The organism is Paenibacillus artemisiicola (assembly GCF_017652985.1).
Classification (GTDB): Bacteria; Bacillota; Bacilli; order Paenibacillales; family Paenibacillaceae; genus Paenibacillus_Z; species Paenibacillus_Z artemisiicola.
Window position 1 is genome coordinate 176674 of record NZ_JAGGDJ010000006.1, and the last position, 20388, is coordinate 197061.

A 20388-nucleotide genomic window follows, 5' to 3' on the forward strand; every position below is an offset into this window, starting at 1 on the left:
CTATCGATCCTAGAGGGGGCGGGAATAATGGAAACTTTGCCGTTATCGGACCCCGGAGCGCCCGAATTGAATTTGCCGCTCTACGAATCTTACGATTCTTACGAGAGCAGCGGTTCGGCATCGCTCGATATGGGGCAGCTGCTGTTAAGCGCCTACGAGTTAGGCGATTTGATCAACCAATCGGCGGAAGTCGCCGAATACGCATATTGGAAATCCGTCGTCGACGGCGACGAGCAGGTACGCGGGCTGGTGAAGAAGTTCGCCAAAGCGAAGGAGCAGTTCGCGGAGTGCGAGCGGTTCGGCCGTTTCCATCCGGACTACAACGCCGCGAAGGACAACGTGCAGGCCGTGCAGCGCGAGCTGAACGAGATCGACTGCGTCGTCCGCTTCAAGGCGGCGGAGCAGGCGGTGGACGACCTGCTGCACGACGTCGCGGCGCAGATCGCCGGCGCCGTGTCGGACGCGATCAAGGTGCCGAGCAACGACCCGTTTCCGAAAGGCGGCGGGTGCGGCGGAGGCGGTTCGTGCAGCTGCGGCAGCGGAGGCTGCGGGTAAGAGAAGCAAGCGGAGAAAGAGGAGAAAGCGGGGGGCGGTCATGTTTTCGGAACGCGTGGGTTACATCGTGTGGGTCAGCGATCTTAAAGCGGCCCGTTCGTTGGAGAAATACGGAACGGTTCATTACATGTCGCGTAAAATGCATTACGTCGTCATGTACATGAACGCGGACCGGGCGGACGAGGTCGTGCGCAACATGGGGCGCCTGCCTTTCGTGAAGCGCATCGAGCGCTCGTACCGCAACGAAATAAAAACGGAGTACACGCAGGGCGTACCTGACAAAACCCGTTTTTATAGCTTGTAATTCGCAGGCCCCCGGCCGGTTTTTCGGAGTTGGGGGTCTTTTTCTATCGCCGTAACATCCAGTAAAAACCAGATTTGGGGCGTCTTTATTTTTATGTTGAAATATCGGACATGCATGCTACAATAATATGGAAAGTACATATAGATAATAAGGCCTACTTCTGGGGAGGGGTGGATCGCGAAATGAAAGACAAGATGACGGAGCGTTGGAACACGTACGAGTCCTTTCATGTCGTATTGGGCGATAAGAAGGTGGCGGACATTGTCATCACCAACCACGCCAAAAGCCGCTGGGCCGACCGAGTCGAAAGCGAGCGCACCGGCTTCGAGGACATTGCGGATTTCATGTGGCAGTGCTTGAAGCAAGGGCGCATCGAACCTTATTACCGAAACGAACAAGACGTCTACCTGATCGACGACGACCTGGTGTTCGTGGCCGAATTCGCCGTGCTGGAGAAGGAAACGGACCTCGCCGGCAATCCGCTGCACAAGATGATCGTCGTCACGTTTCTCGGAAGAATGTCTGAGACTATAGAACTACGCGATTTGAAATCGTATTATTCCTGGCTGCGTCATTCCCGCCGAATGACGTTAATCAAGAATAGCCGGAAACGCAAGTAAAACGGTGACGCGCCCGGCGCGGCCCGAATGATCTGCGACGTACAAGCACGGGCTGCTGCGGCTCGTGCTTTTTCTATGCCGGGGCGAGGATTTGCGGCGCGATTCATGTATAATAGTGGACAGACAACGGACAGAGAAAGGGAGGGGTGCCCGTCATGGCGCTAAATTTTCATCAGCTGCATATTTTCTACACCGTGGCGGACCGGGGCAGCTTCTCCGCGGCCGCGCAGGCGCTGCACATGACGCAGCCGGCGGTGACGATGCAGGTGCAGTCGCTCGAAGATTATTTCGGCACGAAGCTGCTTCAACGCTCGACCAAGCGGATCGAGCTGACGGAAGCGGGCAGGGCGCTCATGCCGTACGCCCAACGGAGCATCGACTTGATCCGCGAAACCGATCAGCAGATGTCCAAGTTTACGAAGCAGCTCAAGGGCCGGCTGCAGCTCGGCGCGAGCCTGACGATCGGCGAATACATCCTGCCGAGGCTGCTCGGCCCGTTCGGCCAAGAGTTCCCGCATATCGCGATCAGCATGAAAGTGATGAACACGGCGCAAATCATGGAGGAGATCGTCAACCACCAGCTGAACTTCGGCCTGATCGAGGCGCCCGTCAATCATCCCGACATGCACATGGAAGCGGTCATGAGCGACGAGCTGAAGCTGATCGTCGGCAAGGCGCATCCGCTGGCCGGCTCGCGGGAAGTCGAGCTCGAGGACGTGATGAAGTACCCGATCGTGCTTCGGGAGCAGGGCTCCGGCACGCGCCTCGTCATGGAGGAGCAGCTGCGGAAGAAGCAGTTCAGCGTCGCCGACATGAAGATCGTCATGGAGCTCGGCAGCACGGGCGCGGTTAAATCGGCGGTCGAGGCGGGGCTCGGCCTGTCGTTCGTGTCCGCTTCGTCGGTCAAGCACGAGGTGGCGCTCGGGCTCATTCAGACGATTCCGATTCGCGACGTCCATTTCAAGCGGCAATTTTATTCGATATTTCTGAAGTCGGCGCTGCTGCCGATCTCGGCCGTGACGTTCCTGACTTTTTTGAGAGAGAGGGATCTGCAGCAATGGCTATGAGCGGAAGAGCGGATTTGCATACGCACACGACGGCGTCCGACGGCCTCCACCGTCCGGCGGATAACGTGGCCCGGGCGAAAGCGAACGGGCTCGCGGCCGTCGCGATTACCGATCACGACACGGTCGACGGCATCGCCGAAGCGCTCGAAGCCGGCGAACGCCTCGGCGTGACGGTCGTTCCCGGCGTCGAGATCAGCACCGTCGCGGAAGGCATCGACGTGCACGTGCTGGGGTATTACATGGATTGGAACGACGCCGGATGGCGAACGAAGCTGAGCCGCCTGCTGACGTTCCGGGAACAGCGCAACGAGCTTATTATCGGAAAGCTGGCCGAGCTCGGCCTGTCCGTCGCCTGGGACGAGGTGGAAGCGGAAGCGAAGGCGCACGGCAAGGACGGGGGCTCCATGGGCCGCCCGCACATCGCCGCCGTGCTCGTCAAGAAAGGCTACGTCGGCACCATGCAGGAGGCGTTCGACCGTTACCTCGGCCAAGACGGGGCGGCTTACGCCAATCCGCCGCGGCTGCATCCGTTCGAAGCGTTGGCGTGGATCCGCGAAGCGGGCGGGACGAGCGTCATCGCGCATCCCGGCTTGTATCATAACGACGCGCTCGTGGAAGCGATCATCGCGCAGGGCGCGCAAGGCATCGAAGTCTTCCATCCGGATCACGACGCCGCAGCCGAGACGCGCTATCTGGCCATGGCCAAGCGGCACGGCCTGATCGCGACCGGCGGCTCCGATTTCCACGGCGAGCGGCAGGGCGTCGTCTTCCACGGGGAGATCGGCAGCCGGACCGTCGACGTCTCGGTGCTCGAACGGTTGAACCCGGCCGGGCGGCGAAACGGTTGACGGCACGCCGTTTCCGGGTCGGAAAGCGGCGTGCCGTCTGGGGGACGTCGTCGTCGATTGAAGTTAAAAAGTGAAGGTAGCGAACGCGCTGGAACATGTCTAACAACCGCGATCGCGGTTCACTCGTTGTTTTGAAGGCGGGCAGGCAGCCCTCCGATTCGCGCTCAGCGATTCGCGGCCCATGCCGGGCGATGCGATGCCCGGCGAACCTGGTCACCGGGCGCGGCCGTTATGCTTTGATTTGCGAAGGCAGTTCTTTCAGACGCTGTTCATCCGGAGTGATGAACAGCGTTTTTTGATGGTCGTAGATGACGAAGCCCGGCTTGGCGCCGCTCGGCTTCTTCACGTGCCGGACGAGCGTGTAGTCGACCGGCACCAAGGAGGAGGAGCGGGCTTGGCTGAATCGGGCCGCCAGCATGGCCGCTTCCTCGAGCGTCCGGCTGCCGAAGCCGCTGCCTCGGATGACAACGTGCGAGCCCGGAATATCCTTCGTGTGCAGCCACGTGTCGTTCGGACCGGCGAGCTTGTTCGTCAGGAAGTCGTTCTGCGTGTTGTTCTTGCCGACGTAGATCGCATGGCCCTCCGAGGACGTGTAGCTGAGAAGGGCGGGCTGCTTCGGCTTCTTCCGCTTCGCCCCTCGCTTCGCGCGCTGCCGCATGTAGCCCTCCTCCGAGAGCTCGTCGCGGATTTCTTCGATGTCCGCCAGGGACGCGCTGTCCAGCTGCTGCAGCAGCGAGGCGAGGTACGCGATTTCTTCCCGGGCGCGCTCCATCTGCTCGGCCACGTACGTCTGGCTGTTGCGGTATTTCGCGTATTTCTTGAAGAGGCGCTGCGCGTTCTGCGACGGCGTCAGCTGCGGATCGAGCGGCACGGCGACGGTCGGCATCTCTTCCTCGTAATAGTTGACGAGCTCTACGGCATTGTCGCCCCGCTGGATCAGATGCAGGCTGGCCGTAAGCAGTTCACCCAGGATCCGGAACTTGTCGGCCTCTTGCGCTTCCCGCAGCGAATCCTCGAGCTTCTCCAGCTTCTTCTCGTTCTTGCTCCGTTCGTTCTGCAAGAAGCGGATGAGATCCGTGACGCGCTGCTTGACCGTGTCCCGCTCCGCCTTGTCGCCGTAGAAGGCTTCCAGGCAGGCGCTGACCGAGGCGAACGCGGTCCGTTCTCCGTTCAGATGCGTGAGGGCCGTCACCGAGAACGCGGCTTTGCCTCCGCTTCCGCCTTCCGGCGCGACGATCTGCGGCTCGTATTTCCGCGCGCGGAAGCCCTCCAGCATGTCGCGGAACGAAGGCCACACCGTCTTGACCGTCACGTCCAGCCGGTCGAGGCCATGCGGCAGGACGACGCCCGCGGCGCCGCGGAAGACGATTTCCCGGGCCAGCAGCGGGCTGAGGCCGCTGAACGCCCCGACGATCAGCTTCTCGGCCGTGAGCGATTCGGGCGCGGCCGGCTTCGGCGCGGTGCCGAAATGGATGCTGTCCTCGTCCGGCGCGGGCGGGTGGAGCAGCAGCTCGCCGGCCGCGCGCAGCGCGCCTTCGAAGGCGGCTTCGTCCCGAATCGCGAACGGATCGCGCTTGCCCTGCTCCGGCGGGGCGACGTACGCGGTGCCGGGCATGACGACGCGGTAGCTGCTGATGGACGGCGTGACGTGATGGATGCCGTCGTGGATCGTCTCGCTCGCGGCGTCGAGCAAGATAATGTTGCTGTGCCGGCCCATCAGCTCGACGACGATGCGCTTCTGGAACGTATCGCCGAGCTCGTCCCGCTTGCGGACGTCCAGGTGCAGGATTCGTTCGCTGCCGACCTGGCTGACCGCCTCGATGACGGCCCCTTCGCAATATTTGCGCATCAGCATGCAGAACATCGGCGCTTCCAGCGGATTGACGAACGATTGCTCGGACCAATGGACGCGCGGGTAGGTCGGGTTCGCCGAAAGCAGGAGGCGGCCTTGCGCGCCGCCGCCGCGGATTTGCAGCACGAGGTCGTGCGGCGAAGGCTGATGTATTTTATGGATGCGCGCGCCGACGCAAGCTTGCAGCTCGTCGGCAATGGCGCGGGTTACGATACCGTCTAAGGCCATGATGCGAAAATCCCCTTTTCTTCTGAGTCATCTTCCCTATCATGCCATATCCGGACCAAAAACTTAAGTCCCCGCTGGGATATTTTGCGGGTTGTCCGAATACATTTAGGCCATAGAGGCTGTCCGTCAGGCGGCAAGTATCGGAAGGGAGTCGGAGCAATGGAACAGGGAATGTGGCATGGGCTGGAAACGGCCGAGCTGGCCAAAGCGCTTGACGCGAATTTGGATGCCGGGCTGACGCCGGAAGCGGCGGCGGAACGGCTGGCCCGCGCGGGACGCAACGAGCTGTCGGAGGGCAAGAAAGCATCCCCGCTGATGCTGTTTCTCGGCCAGTTCAAAGATTTCATGGTGCTGGTGCTCATGGGGGCGACGCTGATCTCGGGGCTGCTCGGCGAATACTTGGACGCCATCACGATCATCGCGATCATCATCATCAACGCCGTGCTCGGTTTCGTGCAGGAATTCCGGGCGGAGAAGTCGCTGCGCGCGCTCAAAGCCCTATCCGCTCCGATGGCCAAAGCGCTGCGGGGCGGGGAAGTCGTCATCGTTCCGGCGAGCGAGCTCGTGCCGGGGGACGTCGTGGAGCTGGAGAGCGGCGACCGGGTTCCGGCCGATATCCGGTTTCTCGAAACGAACAGCTGCTACGCGGAGGAATCGGCGCTCACCGGAGAATCCGTGCCGGTCGGCAAGCACTGCGACCCGATCAAGACGGCCGACCTGCCGCTCGGGGATATGCGCAACATCGGCTTCATGGGAACGATGATCACCCGCGGCACGGCCAAGGGCATCGTCATCCGGACGGGCATGAACACGGAAATGGGCAAGATCGCGAACCTCATCCAGCAGACGGAATCGATGGAAACGCCGCTGCAGCACCGGCTCGAGCAGCTCGGCAAAATCCTGATCATCGTCGCGCTCGCCTTGACGGTCCTGGTCGTCGCCGCGGGCATCCTGCACGGCCAGCCTGCCTACGAAATGTTCCTGGCCGGCGTGAGCCTCGCCGTCGCCGCCATTCCGGAGGGCCTGCCGGCCATCGTCACCATCGCGCTCGCGCTCGGCGTGCAGCGCATGATCAAGCGGCGCGCGATCGTGCGCAAGCTCCCGTCGGTCGAGACGCTCGGCTGCGCGTCCGTCATCTGCTCCGATAAGACGGGCACGCTGACGCAAAACAAAATGACGGTCACGCAGCTGTGGATCGGCGGCCGGAAGATGGACGTCACGGGCGAAGGCTACGAGCCGGCCGGCAGCTGTCTCGAGGGCGGCAAGCCGGTCGACGTCAAGCACGACCAGTCGCTCCGCCGGCTGCTCCAGATCGCGGCGCTGTGCAACAACGCGACGGTCACGAAGCTCGACGAGGAGCCGGAGTCGGCGAAGCGCAAGAAAGGCAAAGGGACGGTCGTCCAGGACGAATGGGTGCTGAAGGGCGATCCGACGGAAGGCGCGCTCACGGTGCTGGCCTCCAAGCTCGGCGTCTCGGCCAAATCGATGGAAGGGCTGTACAAGCGCGTCAAGGAGTACCCGTTCGACTCGGATCGCAAGCGGATGTCCGTGCTCGTCCACCATCAGGGCGGCCGGCTCATCTGCACGAAGGGCGCGCCGGACGTGCTGATGAACCAGTGCGCGTACACCCTGTGGGACGGCAAAGTCGTGCCGTTCACGGCCACGCTCAAGCAAAAGGTGAGCGAAGCGGCGGAAGGCCTCGCCGCCGGCGCGCTGCGGGTGCTCGGCTTCGCGTACCGCGAGCTGCGTCCGCACGACGCGTCGGAGGTGGATACCGACGTCGAGAACCAGCTGATTTTCGTCGGGCTTTCGGGCATGATCGACCCGCCGCGCCGCGAAGTGAAGGACGCGATCGCGAACTGCCGCCGCGCGGGCATCAAGACGGTCATGATCACGGGCGACCACCAGCTGACGGCGGAGGCGATCGCGGGACAGCTCGGCATCATGCCGCGCGGGGGCATCGCGGTCAGCGGCCAGCAGCTGAACGAGATGTCGGAGGAGCAGCTGGACCGGCTCGCGGACAATATTTTCGTTTACGCCCGCGTCTCGCCGGAGCATAAGCTCCGCATCGTCAAGGCGCTGCAGCGCAAAGGCCACGTCGTGGCGATGACGGGCGACGGCGTCAACGACGCGCCGGCGATCAAAGCGGCCGACATCGGCATCGCGATGGGCATCACGGGCACCGACGTGTCCAAGGAGGCGTCGTCCCTCGTGCTGAGCGACGACAACTTCTCCAGCATCGTGTCCGCGATCGAGGAAGGCCGCGGCATCTACGAGAATATCCGCAAGTTCATCCGTTATCTGCTCGCGTCCAACGTCGGCGAAATCCTGACGATGTTCCTGGCCATGATGGCCGGCCTTCCGCTGCCGCTCGTGCCGATCCAGATTCTGTGGGTCAACCTCGTGACGGACGGCCTGCCGGCCATGGCGCTCGGCGTCGACCAGGCGGAGAAAGACCTCATGCAGCAGAAGCCGCGTTCCGCGAAGGAGAATATTTTCGCCCGCCGGCTGGGCTGGAAAATCATCAGCCGGGGCATTCTGATCGGCGTGTTCACGCTGCTGGCGTTCTGGATCACGCTCCGCATCAAGCCGGGCGACCCGCAGAACCTGATCCACGCGCAGACGGTCGCGTTCGCGACGCTGGTCATGGCGCAGCTGATCCACGTGTTCGACTGCCGGAGCTCGCGCTCGATCTTCCACCGCAACCTGCTGCAGAACAAATATTTGCTCTTCGCGGTGCTGTCCTCCGTCGCGCTCATGGCGGCCGTGCTGTACGTTCCGGCGCTGCAGCCGATCTTCAAGACCGTGCCGCTCGGACTGCGCGACTGGTGCCTCGTCATCGTCGCCGCCGGCGTGCCGACGTTCTTCATGGGCATCGGCAGCGTGCTCGGCACGACGGACAAGAAGAAAAAGAAGAAAAAATCCGGCATGCAGCTCGGCGGGCAAAAGCCGGCCATGCGCTGAGTTTTCGCTGGCACGGATTCTGCTCGGAAGCGTTCAAGCTTTAAATAAGAGAGGTAACGAGGCCGCCGGGTCAGTCCGGCGGCCTCGTCCGCGTTTCGGACCTGCTGGACCTTCACCCAGCGTCATGGTTTATAATGAACGCAGCCAATGAACGGGACGGAAGGAGGGGACGAAGTTGAAAATCCATGAAGTTGCCGCCAAGCTCGGCATCACGCCGCGCGCGATCCGGCTGTACGAGGCGAAGGGCCTGCTGCGGCCGGGCCGGGAGAGGGACAACGGCTACCGGACGTTCTCGGAGCGCGACGCCTGGCGGCTGCAGACGATCGCCGCGCTGCGGGACGTCGGGCTCGGACTGGAGCGGATCGCCGCGATGCTCGACAAGCTCGACCGCGGGGACTCCGCGGGCGCGCATCATTATTTGGAGCTGCAGCGGATGGCGCTCGCTTCCAAATGGGTGGAGGGGAAGCACGCCCTCGACGCGCTCGACGAGCTGATCGGCCGCCTGGAAACGAAAGGCCGGCTGGAGACGGGCGATCTGTTCCGGCTGACGGGCCGGCTGAACGAGATCCGCCGGCAGCAAGCCTCGTGGATCGACGCGTGGCGGTTCGACGAGCTCGCCCCGCGGTTCGACGGCTCCGCGGCGCTGCTGTCCACCGGGCCCGCGCTGTCGCAGCCGGAGTACGGGCGGACGCTGGACATGATCGCGCAGTGGACGGCTCCGCGGCCGGGCGAGCCGGGTCTGGACGTCGGGACGGGGACGGGCAATCTGGCCGGCCTGCTTGCCGCGCGGGGCGCGCGGATGTCGGCCGTCGACCAGTCCAAGGCGATGCTGGCGATCTGCCGGGAGAAGCATCCTGAAGTGGCGGCGAAGCTCGGCAACGCGCTGGCGCTGCCGTTCGCGGACGGCCGGTTCGCGTTCGTCGCGTCGGCGTTCTCGTTTCACTTCCTGAACGCGGAGCAGCAGCTGCTCGCGCTGGCGGAGATGGACCGCGTCCTGAAGCCCGGCGGGCGCGCGTGCCTGGCCGGACTCATGACGGAGGAAGGCGGAGAAGCAGCCGGGACGGAGCCGGCCAAGCACTGCATCGGGCGAGAGAGGACCGCGGCATGGTTCCGCGAGCGGGGCTACGTGACCGTGCATTATGCCATTAATCCGCAGATCGGCGTCCTGCACGCCGCCCGCACGCCGTGACTTGACCTTTCCCCGGCGTCAGGGCTCATGCTGGGGATGCACCAACACACGGGAGGGAACAAGATGATCGATCACGACGTGATTTATCGGGACGAAGCGGCGCGCTACGACCGGCTCGTCGCCCGGGAGGACCAAGCGGGCAATCTGTTGAAAGCCATTCGCGCGGTCGTGCCGGATTTGGAGGCGAAGGACGCGGCGGACATCGGCGCGGGCACGGGGCGGCTGACTTCGCTGCTCGCGCCGCACGTGCGTTCCATTCGGGCGACGGACGCCTCGGAGGCAATGCTCCGGCTCGCCGCGGAACGGCTCCGCGCATCGGGCGCCGCCAACTGGACCGTCGCGCCGGGAGCCAACGACCGTCTGCCTTTGGCTGACCGCTCCGCCGACTTGCTGACCGCGGGCTGGACGATCTGCTACTCGGCCAGTTCTTCGGTCGGCGGGTGGCGGGACAACCTGCGGGCGATCATGGCCGAAATCGACCGCGTGCTGCGCCCGGGCGGCGCGGCGATCGTGTTCGAAAATTTCGGCACGGGCGCGGCGGAGCCGAGTCCGCCGGAATTCCTGACCGCGTATTACGCCGAGCTCGAAAGCCGTTACGGTTACAAGCATTTCTGGATCCGCACGGATTACCGGTTCGAAACGAACGAGGAAGCCGTGGCGCTGACCGACTTCTTCTTCGGCGGCGAATTGAGCCGAGCGCTGGCCGAGACCGGCACGACCGAACTGCCCGAATGCACGGGCGTCTGGTGGAAGCACGTCTAAGCGAAATGCCAAAAAGCGCAAATGGGCTAAGGTCCATTCGCGCTTTTTTGGCATAGGAAACGCAGCAATCCGGCTCTTCGCCGCCAAGACGACGGCGCCCCCTATTGCCGGCGAGCGAATCGCGAGTCCTGGCAATCCCGCGCGACCAGCGTAAAGCGTGTCCCGCCAGGGACGAAAGCGAGCCAAGCGCGCATGTCCGCCAAACCGCCTCTGCGGCGCGTCACGTTCCCATGGCATCAGGTAGTTCGCGAGCGCCAAACGGTAAGCGAGTCCCGCAAGGGACGAAAGCGAGCCCTGCGGTCGTTCACCTAGGTGCGCTTCTCGGTTCCGCCGACGTTAGACCATCCGGGTGTCCAGAGGGCGGAGCCCTTGGGGTCTCCCTTGAAGAAGGGGGATTTAGGGGGACGGTCCCCAGGGTGGAAAACTGTCGACAATTCCCCCCGGTCTAAGGTAAACTATCTCTTAATAAGCAAGTTGGCCAATCGGCACTTAAGACGCTTTTCGACAAATTTTTCCGAACGGGGAGACCAGGGATCATGAACTTTACGAAAATGCACGGTCTCGGCAACGATTTCATCGTGGTCGCGGGCGAATCGAAACTGCCGGACGACGCGGCGCAGCTGGCGGAACGGCTGTGCAACCGTTTCTTCGGCATCGGCGCGGACGGCCTCGTTTATATTTTGCCATCGGAGCAAGCGGACTTCCACATGCGGATCATCAACTCGGACGGCTCCGAGGCGGAGCAGTGCGGCAACGCGATCCGCTGCGTGGCGAAGTACGTGTTCGATAACGGCCTCACGGACAAAGAAACGCTGACGATCGAGACGCTCGGCGCGGGCGTGCAGGAAGTGCAACTGACCGTCGACAACGGCAAAGCAAGCCGCGTGCGGGTCAATATGGGCCAGCCGATTCTCGAAGGCCTCAAAGTGCCGACGACGATCGACGCCAACCCGGTCATCGGCCAGGCGATCGAAGTGGACGGCCGCGAATTCAAGTTTACCGCGGTGTCCATGGGCAACCCGCACTGCGTCATCTACGTCGACGACGCGGTCAATTTCGACCTCGCGACCTGGGGGCCGAAGCTGGAAGTGCACCCGATGTTCCCGCGGAAAATCAACGTCGAATTCGTGACGGTGCGCGCCAAGGACCGTACGGACATGCGCGTATGGGAGCGCGGCGCCGGCCCGACGCTGGCATGCGGCACGGGCGCGTGCGCGACCGTCGTGGCGTCGGTGCTGAACGGCTTGACCGACCGGACGGCGACGGTATCGCTCAAGGGCGGCGATCTGCTCATCGAGTGGGACGAAGCGACCAACTACGTGTTCATGACGGGCCCGGCGGAAGAAGTCTACCGCGGAACGGTCTAAGCAGCGGACGAAGGAGTTTTGACATATGAAACCGGATTTGAGGGAAGCGCTGAAGGCGCGTATCTTGACCGGCGACGGCGCGATGGGAACCTACCTGTACGGGATGGGGTTCCCTGTCGGCGTTTCCTACGAAGAATTCAACCTGCTCCGGCCGGAGGTCATCGCGGACGTGCATCGCCGCTACTACGGCGCCGGGGCGCGAATCATCGAGACCAACACGTTTTCCGCCAACCTGATGAGCCTGACCAATTACGGGCTGGACGCCGAGGTGGAAGCGATCAACCGAGCGGGCGTGCGCATTGCCCGCGAAGCCGTCGGCGGCGACGCGTACGTCGTCGGAGCGGTCGGCTCCATCCGGGCCGGGAAGCGCAAAAACATTTCGACGCTCGACCTGGAAGGGCTGTTCCGCCAGCAAATCGGGGCGCAGCTCGCCGAAGGGGTCGACGGCATCCTGCTGGAGACGTTCTACGACCTCGAAGAAGCGCTGCTGGCGCTTCGGATCGTGCGCGAGCGGTCCGACCTGCCGGTCATCTGCCAGTTCGCCGTGGAGAAGGAAGCGGTGACGCTGGACGGCAAACCGATCGCGGCGGCGTTCGATAGCTTGCGCCTCGAAGGGGCCGACGTCGTCGGCTTCAACTGCCGCAGCGGCCCGAACGGCATTCTCCGCGCCATCGATTCCATCGGCGGCGAGCCGGGGCTGCCGCTGTCGGTCTTCCCGAACGCGGGCATCCCGGATTACGTCGACGGCAAGTACCAATACACGTCGACGCCGGATTACTTCGCGGAATCGGCGCGCAAATTCGCCGACCGCGGCGCGCGCATCATCGGCGGCTGCTGCGGGACGACGCCGGAGCATATCGCGGCGATCGCCGCGGCGCTGGACGGCTACGCGCCGCGGCCGGTCGACCCGGCGGACCGGCTGGCGGCCGCGCCGGCGGAGCGCCTGACCGTCCGCGAGCCGAAGCAGCCTGCGGAACGCGCGGCGAAGACGGAGCCGACCATCGTAGACCTGGTCAACCGGCGCCATACCGTCATCGTCGAGCTCGACCCGCCGCGCGATCTGGACATTCGCAAATTCATGGACGGCGCCAAGGCGCTGAAAGCGGCCGGCGCCGACGCCGTGACGATGGCCGACAATTCGCTGGCCGTCACGCGGATGAGCAACATCGCGCTGGCTTCCCTCGTGCAGCACCAGATCGGCATCAAGCCGCTCGTGCACATCGCCTGCCGCGACCGCAACCTGATCGGGACGCAATCGCACATGATGGGCCTCGACGCGCTCGGGATCGACCACGTGCTCGCGGTGACCGGCGACCCGGCCCGCTTCGGCGACCTGCCGGATTCCAGCTCGGTGTACGACCTGACCTCGTTCGAAATGATCCGCATGATCAAGCAGCTGAACGAAGGCGTCGCGTTTTCCGGCAAGGCGCTGAAGCAGAAGGCGAGCTTCGTTACCGGCGCGGCGTTCAATCCGAACGTGAAGTACTTGGACAAGGCGGTCGCCCGGCTGGAGCGCAAAATCGAAACGGGCGCCGATTACATCATGACGCAGCCCGTCTACGACAAGGCGCTCATCGCGCGGATCGCGGAGGCGACGCGGCATCTGAACGTGCCGATCTTCATCGGCGTCATGCCGCTCGCGAGCGGGCGCAACGCGGAGTACCTGCACAACGAGGTCCCCGGCATTCAGCTGTCGGACGACGTTCGCGGCCGGATGGCCGGCCTGGAGGGCGAGGCGGGCCGCGCAGAGGGCGTACGCATCGCGGAGGAACTGCTGGACGCGGCGATGGACCATTTCAAGGGCATCTACCTGATCACGCCGTTCATGTTCTACGAGATGACCGTGAAGCTGACCGATTACGTATGGCGAAAAACGGGCAGTTTGGCAAGGTAACCTCGTTATTTCTCGCGTTTGCGCTTTAACACTTGTTCGTCCGATAAAAATGGATTAATATAGACGTTGGATGCACTTGCCATGCCGCGCCCCCGTGCGTTACAATAAGGGGCCCGAAACCCCGCGCCTCCGCTTGGGCTTTCGGCTGGCGCAACGTATGCTCCGGACTTTTTTCGTCAAGAATAGTGCAATATTCTGCCATCGGCAGACGCCTTCATTCTTGCGCTTATCGATAGATCGTGTACTATTCCTAACCAAGCACGAGAGATACCGGAGGGGAACCTTAACATGGCCATCAAACTCATCAATATCGGCTTCGGCAACATCGTGTCCGCGAATCGGATCATTTCGATCGTCAGTCCGGAATCGGCGCCGATCAAGCGGATCATTCAGGAGGCGCGCGACCGGCACATGCTGATCGACGCGACGTACGGACGCCGCACGCGCGCCGTCATCATCACGGACAGCGACCATGTCATTCTGTCCGCAGTGCAGCCGGAGACGGTTGCGCATCGTCTCTCGACCAAGGATGACGATCACGACGAATAAGTAACGGGGAGTCTTATGAAAAGAGGATTGTTAATCGTATTGTCCGGTCCTTCGGGCGTGGGCAAGGGTACCGTGTGCGCGCAGCTTCGGCATAAGCAGAACGATCTGGTGTATTCCGTTTCGGCGACGACGCGCAAGCCCCGCCAGGGAGAAATCGACGGCATCAATTATTTTTTTAAGAGCAAGGAGCAATTCCAGGACATGATCGCGCGCGACGCGCTGCTGGAATACGCGGAGTACGTCGGCAACTACTACGGCACCCCGCGCGATTTCGTGGAGCGGACGCTGGCTTCGGGCAAGGACATCATCCTTGAAATCGAGGTGCAGGGCGCGCTGAAAGTGAAAGAGAAATTCCCGCAAGGCGTGTTCATCTTCTTGGTGCCGCCGTCTCTTGACGTGCTCAAACAGCGCATTACGGGACGCGGCACCGAGAATGCCGATATAATCGACCATCGCATGAACGTCGCGGTGGAAGAGATGAATTTGATTCATTATTACGATTATGCCGTCGTCAACGACCAGATCGACGCCGCGTGCCACCGGATTCAGAGCATCATCGTCGCGGAGCACTGCCGCAGGGAACGGTTCGTCGAAGAACTCGAAGAAATGAAAGCAGCTTCCGAGAAAGCATGAGCGAGGTGAAAGCAGGTTGTTATATCCATCCATCGATGAAATGATGAAGAAAGTCGACAGCAAGTACTCGCTGGTCGTCGCGGCATCTCGCCGGGCGCGCAAGCTGCGGGACGGCAGCAAGAGCGAAATCCGCACGCCGAAGTCCCACAAATACGTGGGCGTCGCGCTCGAAGAAATCTACCATGACATTCTCGTGGTCGAAAGCACGCTGAACAAGAAAGACACGGACGAACAGGAATAACAACCCTCGCGGTTGTTATTTTTTTCATCCCGGAAAAGGAAGCGGCGCATTTCGCGGGACCGGACGAACGGCGGCGCGGCCATAGGTATAGAGAGGAGAGGCAGCCATGCTACAGGGAAAAACGATTTTGCTCGGCATTACGGGGGGCATCGCGGCTTACAAGGCGGCGACGATTTGCAGCCGGCTGACGCAGGCGGGCGCGAACGTGCGCGTCATCATGACCGAGTCGGCGACCAAATTCATCTCGCCGCTGACGTTGCAGACGTTGTCGCGCCATCCCGTCTATCTCGACACGTTCGACGAATTCGATCCGGCCGTGGTCGCGCATATCGACGCGGCGGACAGCGCGGATCTGGTGCTGGTCGCGCCGGCGACCGCGAACGTGCTCGGCAAAATGGCCAACGGGCTCGCGGACGATTTTCTCAGCACGACGCTCCTGGCGGCGACGGCCCAGGTCATCGTGGCCCCGGCGATGAACGTGCACATGTACGCGCATCCGGCGGTAGAGCGGAACATGGCGCTGCTCGCGGAGCGCGGCGTCCGGTTCGTGGAGCCGGGCACGGGCAACCTGGCCTGCGGTTACGTCGGCAAAGGGCGGCTCGCGGAGCCGGAGGAGATCGTCTTCGCCGTGAAGCAGTGGTTCGCCTCGCGCACGGAGCTGGCGGGCAAGAAAGTGCTGATTACCGCCGGCGGCACGGTGGAACGGCTTGACCCCGTGCGTTACCTGACGAACGATTCGTCCGGCAAAATGGGCTTCGCCCTGGCGGAAGCGGCGGCGAACCGCGGCGCGGACGTCACCGTCATCGCCGCGCGGACGACGGCGGCGCCGATCGGCGGCGTCGAGCTCGTCCGGGCGGAGTCGGCGGAGGAGATGCTGCAGGCGGTGCTGGCGCGCTACGAATCCGCGGACCTCGTCATCAAGGCGGCGGCCGTCGCCGATTACCGGCCGGTCTCGCAGGCGCCGTCCAAGATCAAGAAGAGCGACGAACGGCTCGTCGTCGAGCTGGAACGGACGACCGATATTTTGAAGACGCTCGGCGAACGGAAGACGCATCAATTTCTCGTCGGCTTCGCGGCCGAGACGGAGAATGTGGCGTCCTACGCCATGGATAAGCTGGCCCGCAAACATTGCGACCTCGTCGTCGCGAACGACGTCTCGCAGGAAGGCGCGGGCTTCAACGCGGACACGAACGTCGTGCAGGTCTTCGGGCCGGAAGGGCTGGTCGAAGCGCTGCCGCAGCTGCCCAAGCGCGAAGTGGCGGAGCGGCTGCTCGCGCGGATCGCGGAGCGGATGAACGCCGATACGGCGCCGGGAGACGCCGAATGATCGCGAGAGTCATCGTGGACGTGCCGAGCCGCGCGACGGACCGGCCGTTCGATTACGCGATTCCGGACGCGATGGCCGGCTGGGTGGAGGTCGGCAGCCGGGTCGGCGTGCCGTTCGGCGGCCGCGTCCTGCAGGGCTTCGTCGTCGGCATCGCGCCGTTCGCGGAAGTGGACGCGCGGAAGCTGAAGCCGGTTGCGGAGCTGCTCGACCATTTGCCGCCGCTGTCGCCGGATCTCGTCGAGCTCGGGCAGTGGATCGCCGAGAAATACTGCTGCCCGCTCACGACGGCGCTGCAGGCGATGATCCCGTCGGCGCTGAAAGGCAAGGCGGACTCCGTCGTGCGGCTGTCCGAGGATGCGGCGGCGGAGCCGGACGGCTTGTTCGTCGCGGAAGAAGAGCCGTGGCTGCGGTATTTGCGGCAGCAAGGCGGCGAAGCGCGGCTCGCGCTGCTGCAGGAGCGGTTTCCCGAGGCGGCGGCGTCCGTCAAAGCGGCGATCGGCCGGGGCACGCTGGAGGAGCGGGTGTCGATCCGCGACCGGCTCGCGGTGCGCAAGGTGCTGACGGTGTATCCGTCGGAGGATGCGGACGCCGTCCGCGCCGAGCTCGCGAACGCGTCGGCCCGTGCGGCGAAGCAGCGGGAAGCGGCGCAGTACATGCTCGAGCATGCCGAGCCGATCCCGCTCGCCGCGCTGGCGCAGGCGCTCGCGACGACGACCGGCACGATCCGCGGCGCGGAGGCGAAGGGCTGGCTCGCGATCCGCGAAACGGAGCAGCGCCGCGACCCGTACGCCGGCCGCGGCTTCGGCAAGACGGCGCCGCTGCGCCTGACGGAAGGGCAGCAGGCGGTCTACGACGAGCTCGCGAAAGCGGTGGACGACGCGTCGCCCCGGGTGTTTCTGCTGCACGGCGTAACGGGCAGCGGCAAGACGGAGGTGTACCTGCAGGCGATCGAGCGCTGTCTGAAGGACGACCGGCAGGCGATCGTGCTCGTGCCGGAGATCGCGTTGACGCCGCAAATGGTGGAACGCTTCAAAGGCCGCTTCGGCGACGCCGTCGCCGTGCTGCACAGCCGCCTCTCGAGCGGCGAGCGCTACGACGAGTGGCGCAAAATCCGCGAAGGACGCGCGGAGGTGGCGGTCGGCGCGCGTTCGGCCGTGTTCGCGCCGTTCAAGCGCATCGGACTCATTATTATCGACGAGGAACACGAATCGTCTTATAAACAAGAAGAAAGCCCGAAGTACCATGCTCGGGACGTCGCGGTCCGTCGGGCGAACCAGCATGGCGCCGTCGTCGTGCTCGGCTCGGCGACGCCGTCGCTGGAGTCGTTCGTCGCCGCTACCGCTTCCCGAGGCGGCCTGGAGACGGCCGGCGAGGGCGCGGCCGCCAAGCGCGGCGCGTCGCTGCTGCCGATGCCGGACCGGGTGGCCGGCCGGCCGCTGCCCAAGGTGCACGTCGTCGATATGCGGGACGAGCTGAAGGACGGCAACCGCTCGATGTTCAGCCGCCAGCTGCACGAGGGACTGCTGCGGCGGCTCGAGCGCGGCGAGCAATCCGTGCTGCTGCTGAACCGCAGAGGCTACTCGACGTTCGTCATGTGCCGATCCTGCGGGTATACGGCGCAGTGTCCGCATTGCGATATCTCGCTTACGTACCATCAGAAATCGCGGGCCCTCCGCTGCCATTACTGCGGCCACGCCGAGCAGGAGCCGAAGGCGTGCCCGTCCTGCGAGAGCGAGCATATCCGGTTCTTCGGCACCGGCACGCAGCGCGTGGAGGAAGAGCTGGCGAAGCTGTTTCCGGGCATCCGCGTCATCCGGATGGACGTCGACACGACGACGGAGAAGGGCTCGCACGAGAAATGGCTGACGCAGTTCGGCAACCGGGAAGCGGACGTGCTGCTCGGCACGCAGATGGTCGCGAAAGGGCTCGATTTTCCCTATGTGACCCTGGTCGGCGTCATCGCCGCGGATACGTCCCTGCATCTGCCCGATTTCCGGGCGGCGGAGAAGACGTTCCAGCTGCTGACCCAGGTCGCGGGCCGGGCCGGGCGCCACGAGCTTCCGGGCGAAGTCATCGTGCAGACGTATAACCCCGAGCATTACGCCATCGTCAGCGCGCGGCATCACGACTATGCGTCGTTCGTCCGGGAGGAGCTGAAGCACCGCCGGTTCATGGCGTATCCGCCGTTTTGCCGGCTCATTCTCGTGACGCTGTCCCACGAGCAGCTCGCGCTCGTCATCGGCGAAGGCGAGAAGCTCGCCGGAGCGCTGCGCGACTTGGCCCGGGCCGCCGGCATCCGGGGCTCGGACGAAGGAGACGGCAGCCGGTTCATGGACGTGCTGGGGCCCGTCGCCTCGCCGATTCCCCGCATGAAAGATCGCTATCGTTTTCAATGTATGCTAAAATATCGGGGAAACGTGGGGGCCGCGGACCTGCTGCAGCAGGCGATCGCGCAGCTCGCCGGCACGAACGGGCAGCCGCCGGTCACCATGAGCGTGGACGTGGATCCGCAAATGATTTTATAACGTACGTTATAGAGAGCAGCTAAGATTGGGAGGTCGTTTGGTATGGCAATTCGATTAATCGTGCAGGATCCGGACCCGGTGCTCCGCGAACGCGCGGCCGTGGTGACGAAGTTCAATTCCAATTTGCATAAACTTCTGAACGATATGGCGGAAACGATGTACGACGCGGAAGGCGTCGGCTTGGCCGCGCCGCAGGTGGGCATCTCCAAGCGAGTCATCGTCGTGGACGTCGGGGACGACCACGGGCTGATCGAGATGGTCAATCCCGAAATCGTGGAGCGCTCGGGCGAGCAGCTCGGACCGGAAGGCTGCCTCAGCATCGCCAACCTGAACGGCGAGGTTCGCCGCGCCCAGCACATCAAGCTGAAAGGCTTCGACCGCAACGGCGCGCCGATCGAGCTCGAAGCGAGCGATTTTTTGGCGCGGGCGTTCCAGCACGAAGTGGATCATTTGAACGGGGTGCTGTTCACCGACATCGCGGAAACGGTGTACGACGTCAGCAAGCGTCCCCGGCCGGACGGAGAGTGATCGCATGCGCATCGTATTCATGGGCACGCCGGAGTTCGCCGTGCCTTCCCTGGAAGCCATATTGGATGCCGGCCATACGGTCGAGCTGGTCGTGACGCAGCCCGACCGCCCGAAGGGCCGCAAAAAAACGCTGACGCCGCCTCCGGTCAAGGAAGCGGCGCTTCTGCGCGGGCTCCCGGTCGAGCAGCCGGAGCGGCTGCGCGGCTCGGAGACGGCGGCGCGCATCGCCGGGCTGCGGCCGGATTTGATCGTCACGGCCGCCTACGGGCAGATTCTGCCGAAAGCGGTGCTGGACGTGCCGCGGCTCGGCTGCATCAACGTGCACGGATCGCTGCTGCCGCGATATCGCGGGGGCGCGCCGATCCAGCGCGCGATCATCAATGGCGAGACCAAGACCGGCGTGACGATCATGTACATGGCCGAAGGGCTCGACACGGGCGACATGATCAGCGTCGTCGAAGTGCCGATCGCCGAGACGGACACGTCGGGCAGCCTGTTCGAGAAGCTGACCGCGGCCGGCGCGAAGCTGCTGGCCGAGACGCTGCCGGCGATCGAAGCGGGAACGGCGAAAGCGGTCCCTCAAAATCACGGCGAGGCGACGTACGCGCCGAATTTGACGCGCGACGACGAACGCATCGACTGGAGCCGCCCGGCGCGCGACCTCTACAATCAAGTGCGCGGTTTGTCGCCGATGGCCGGCGGCTTCACGGTATGGAACGGCGAGCCGTTCGGGGGGGGGGGGGCGGGGCGGGGGAGGGGGCGGCTGGGCGCCGGGCGCCGGGGCGGGGCGGGAGCGGGCCCGCGGCTGGAAGGGGGGGGGGGGGGGGGGGGGGGGGGGGGGGGGGGGGGGGGGGGGGGGGGGGGGGGGGGGGGGGGGGGGGGGGGGGGGGGGGGGGGGGGGGGGGGGGGGGGGGGGGGGGGGGGGGGGGGGGGGG

At 64.2% G+C, this 20388-nt stretch carries 18 protein-coding genes and 1 pseudogene; 17 read left to right on the plus strand and 2 right to left on the minus strand.

The window, feature by feature from the left end; translation table 11 throughout:
• The first annotated feature begins 129 nt into the window (after positions 1 to 129).
• From I8J29_RS12405 to I8J29_RS12425, 5 genes are all read left to right on the plus strand, one after another.
• Positions 130 to 555 (plus strand): YlbF/YmcA family competence regulator, encoded by a 426-nt coding sequence (locus I8J29_RS12405; RefSeq protein ID WP_240546132.1) that lies wholly within the window; start codon positions 130 to 132, stop codon positions 553 to 555.
• 40 nt (positions 556 to 595) lie between these two features.
• Positions 596 to 859 (plus strand): YlbG family protein, encoded by a 264-nt coding sequence (locus tag I8J29_RS12410; RefSeq protein ID WP_090635781.1) that lies wholly within the window; start codon positions 596 to 598, stop codon positions 857 to 859.
• Between the two features lie 182 nt (positions 860 to 1041).
• The gene (locus tag I8J29_RS12415; protein WP_208847910.1) at positions 1042 to 1479 is read left to right on the plus strand and encodes a hypothetical protein; all 438 of its coding nucleotides are present in this window, start codon (positions 1042 to 1044) and stop codon (positions 1477 to 1479) included.
• A 155-nt stretch (positions 1480 to 1634) separates the two neighbouring features.
• The gene (locus I8J29_RS12420) at positions 1635 to 2546 is read left to right on the plus strand and encodes a selenium metabolism-associated LysR family transcriptional regulator (RefSeq protein ID WP_208847911.1); all 912 of its coding nucleotides are present in this window, start codon (positions 1635 to 1637) and stop codon (positions 2544 to 2546) included.
• Positions 2537 to 3394 (plus strand): PHP domain-containing protein, encoded by an 858-nt coding sequence (locus I8J29_RS12425; RefSeq protein ID WP_208847912.1) that lies wholly within the window; start codon positions 2537 to 2539, stop codon positions 3392 to 3394. The genes I8J29_RS12420 and I8J29_RS12425 overlap by 10 nt, the downstream gene beginning before the upstream one ends.
• A 229-nt stretch (positions 3395 to 3623) precedes the next feature.
• Here I8J29_RS12425 and I8J29_RS12430 read toward each other — a convergent pair whose 3' ends face one another.
• Entirely contained in the window at positions 3624 to 5474 is a 1851-nt protein-coding gene (locus I8J29_RS12430; protein WP_208847913.1) for an Rqc2 family fibronectin-binding protein, read from the minus strand.
• A gap of 159 nt (positions 5475 to 5633) precedes the next feature.
• Between I8J29_RS12430 and I8J29_RS12435 the strand changes: the two genes are divergently transcribed.
• The 12 genes and pseudogenes from I8J29_RS12435 to fmt form a co-directional block, all read left to right on the plus strand.
• Positions 5634 to 8438, plus strand: coding sequence for a calcium-translocating P-type ATPase, SERCA-type (locus I8J29_RS12435; RefSeq protein WP_208847914.1), 2805 nt, complete (start codon positions 5634 to 5636; stop codon positions 8436 to 8438).
• A 175-nt stretch (positions 8439 to 8613) separates the two neighbouring features.
• Positions 8614 to 9627: a MerR family transcriptional regulator gene (locus I8J29_RS12440; protein WP_208847915.1), complete on the plus strand. Its 1014-nt coding sequence runs from the start codon at positions 8614 to 8616 to the stop codon at positions 9625 to 9627.
• A gap of 63 nt (positions 9628 to 9690) precedes the next feature.
• Positions 9691 to 10389, plus strand: coding sequence for a class I SAM-dependent methyltransferase (locus I8J29_RS12445; protein ID WP_208847916.1), 699 nt, complete (start codon positions 9691 to 9693; stop codon positions 10387 to 10389).
• A 536-nt stretch (positions 10390 to 10925) separates the two neighbouring features.
• Positions 10926 to 11756 carry a diaminopimelate epimerase gene (gene dapF, locus I8J29_RS12450; protein ID WP_208847917.1) on the plus strand — a complete coding sequence of 277 codons (831 nt, stop codon included), beginning with the start codon at positions 10926 to 10928 and terminating at the stop codon, positions 11754 to 11756.
• Between the two features lie 25 nt (positions 11757 to 11781).
• On the plus strand, positions 11782 to 13650 hold the full coding sequence (locus I8J29_RS12455; RefSeq protein ID WP_208847918.1) for a bifunctional homocysteine S-methyltransferase/methylenetetrahydrofolate reductase: 1869 nt from the start codon (positions 11782 to 11784) through the stop codon (positions 13648 to 13650).
• Between the two features lie 288 nt (positions 13651 to 13938).
• The gene (remA, locus tag I8J29_RS12460; RefSeq protein ID WP_020615370.1) at positions 13939 to 14199 is read left to right on the plus strand and encodes an extracellular matrix/biofilm regulator RemA; all 261 of its coding nucleotides are present in this window, start codon (positions 13939 to 13941) and stop codon (positions 14197 to 14199) included.
• 15 nt (positions 14200 to 14214) lie between these two features.
• The gene (gmk, locus tag I8J29_RS12465) at positions 14215 to 14832 is read left to right on the plus strand and encodes a guanylate kinase (protein WP_090635797.1); all 618 of its coding nucleotides are present in this window, start codon (positions 14215 to 14217) and stop codon (positions 14830 to 14832) included.
• A gap of 16 nt (positions 14833 to 14848) precedes the next feature.
• On the plus strand, positions 14849 to 15073 hold the full coding sequence (gene rpoZ, locus I8J29_RS12470; protein ID WP_208847919.1) for a DNA-directed RNA polymerase subunit omega: 225 nt from the start codon (positions 14849 to 14851) through the stop codon (positions 15071 to 15073).
• Positions 15074 to 15179: 106 nt separating this feature from the next.
• Complete coding sequence (gene coaBC, locus I8J29_RS12475; protein WP_208847920.1) at positions 15180 to 16400, plus strand: bifunctional phosphopantothenoylcysteine decarboxylase/phosphopantothenate--cysteine ligase CoaBC; 1221 nt, start codon at positions 15180 to 15182, stop codon at positions 16398 to 16400.
• A complete protein-coding gene (gene priA, locus I8J29_RS12480; RefSeq protein ID WP_208847921.1) occupies positions 16397 to 18925 on the plus strand; it encodes a primosomal protein N' in 2529 nt (842 codons plus the stop codon). The genes coaBC and priA overlap by 4 nt, the downstream gene beginning before the upstream one ends.
• Before the next feature lie 42 nt (positions 18926 to 18967).
• On the plus strand, positions 18968 to 19453 hold the full coding sequence (gene def, locus I8J29_RS12485) for a peptide deformylase (RefSeq protein ID WP_208847922.1): 486 nt from the start codon (positions 18968 to 18970) through the stop codon (positions 19451 to 19453).
• A 4-nt stretch (positions 19454 to 19457) separates the two neighbouring features.
• Positions 19458 to 20183 (plus strand): annotated as a pseudogene (fmt, locus tag I8J29_RS12490) (methionyl-tRNA formyltransferase); the annotation flags it as partial.
• Here the strand turns inward: fmt and I8J29_RS33780 are convergent.
• On the minus strand, positions 20123 to 20388 hold a 266-nt coding region (locus tag I8J29_RS33780; protein ID WP_240546133.1), incomplete at its 5' end, for a hypothetical protein. The pseudogene fmt and the gene I8J29_RS33780 sit on opposite strands and share 61 nt — an antisense overlap.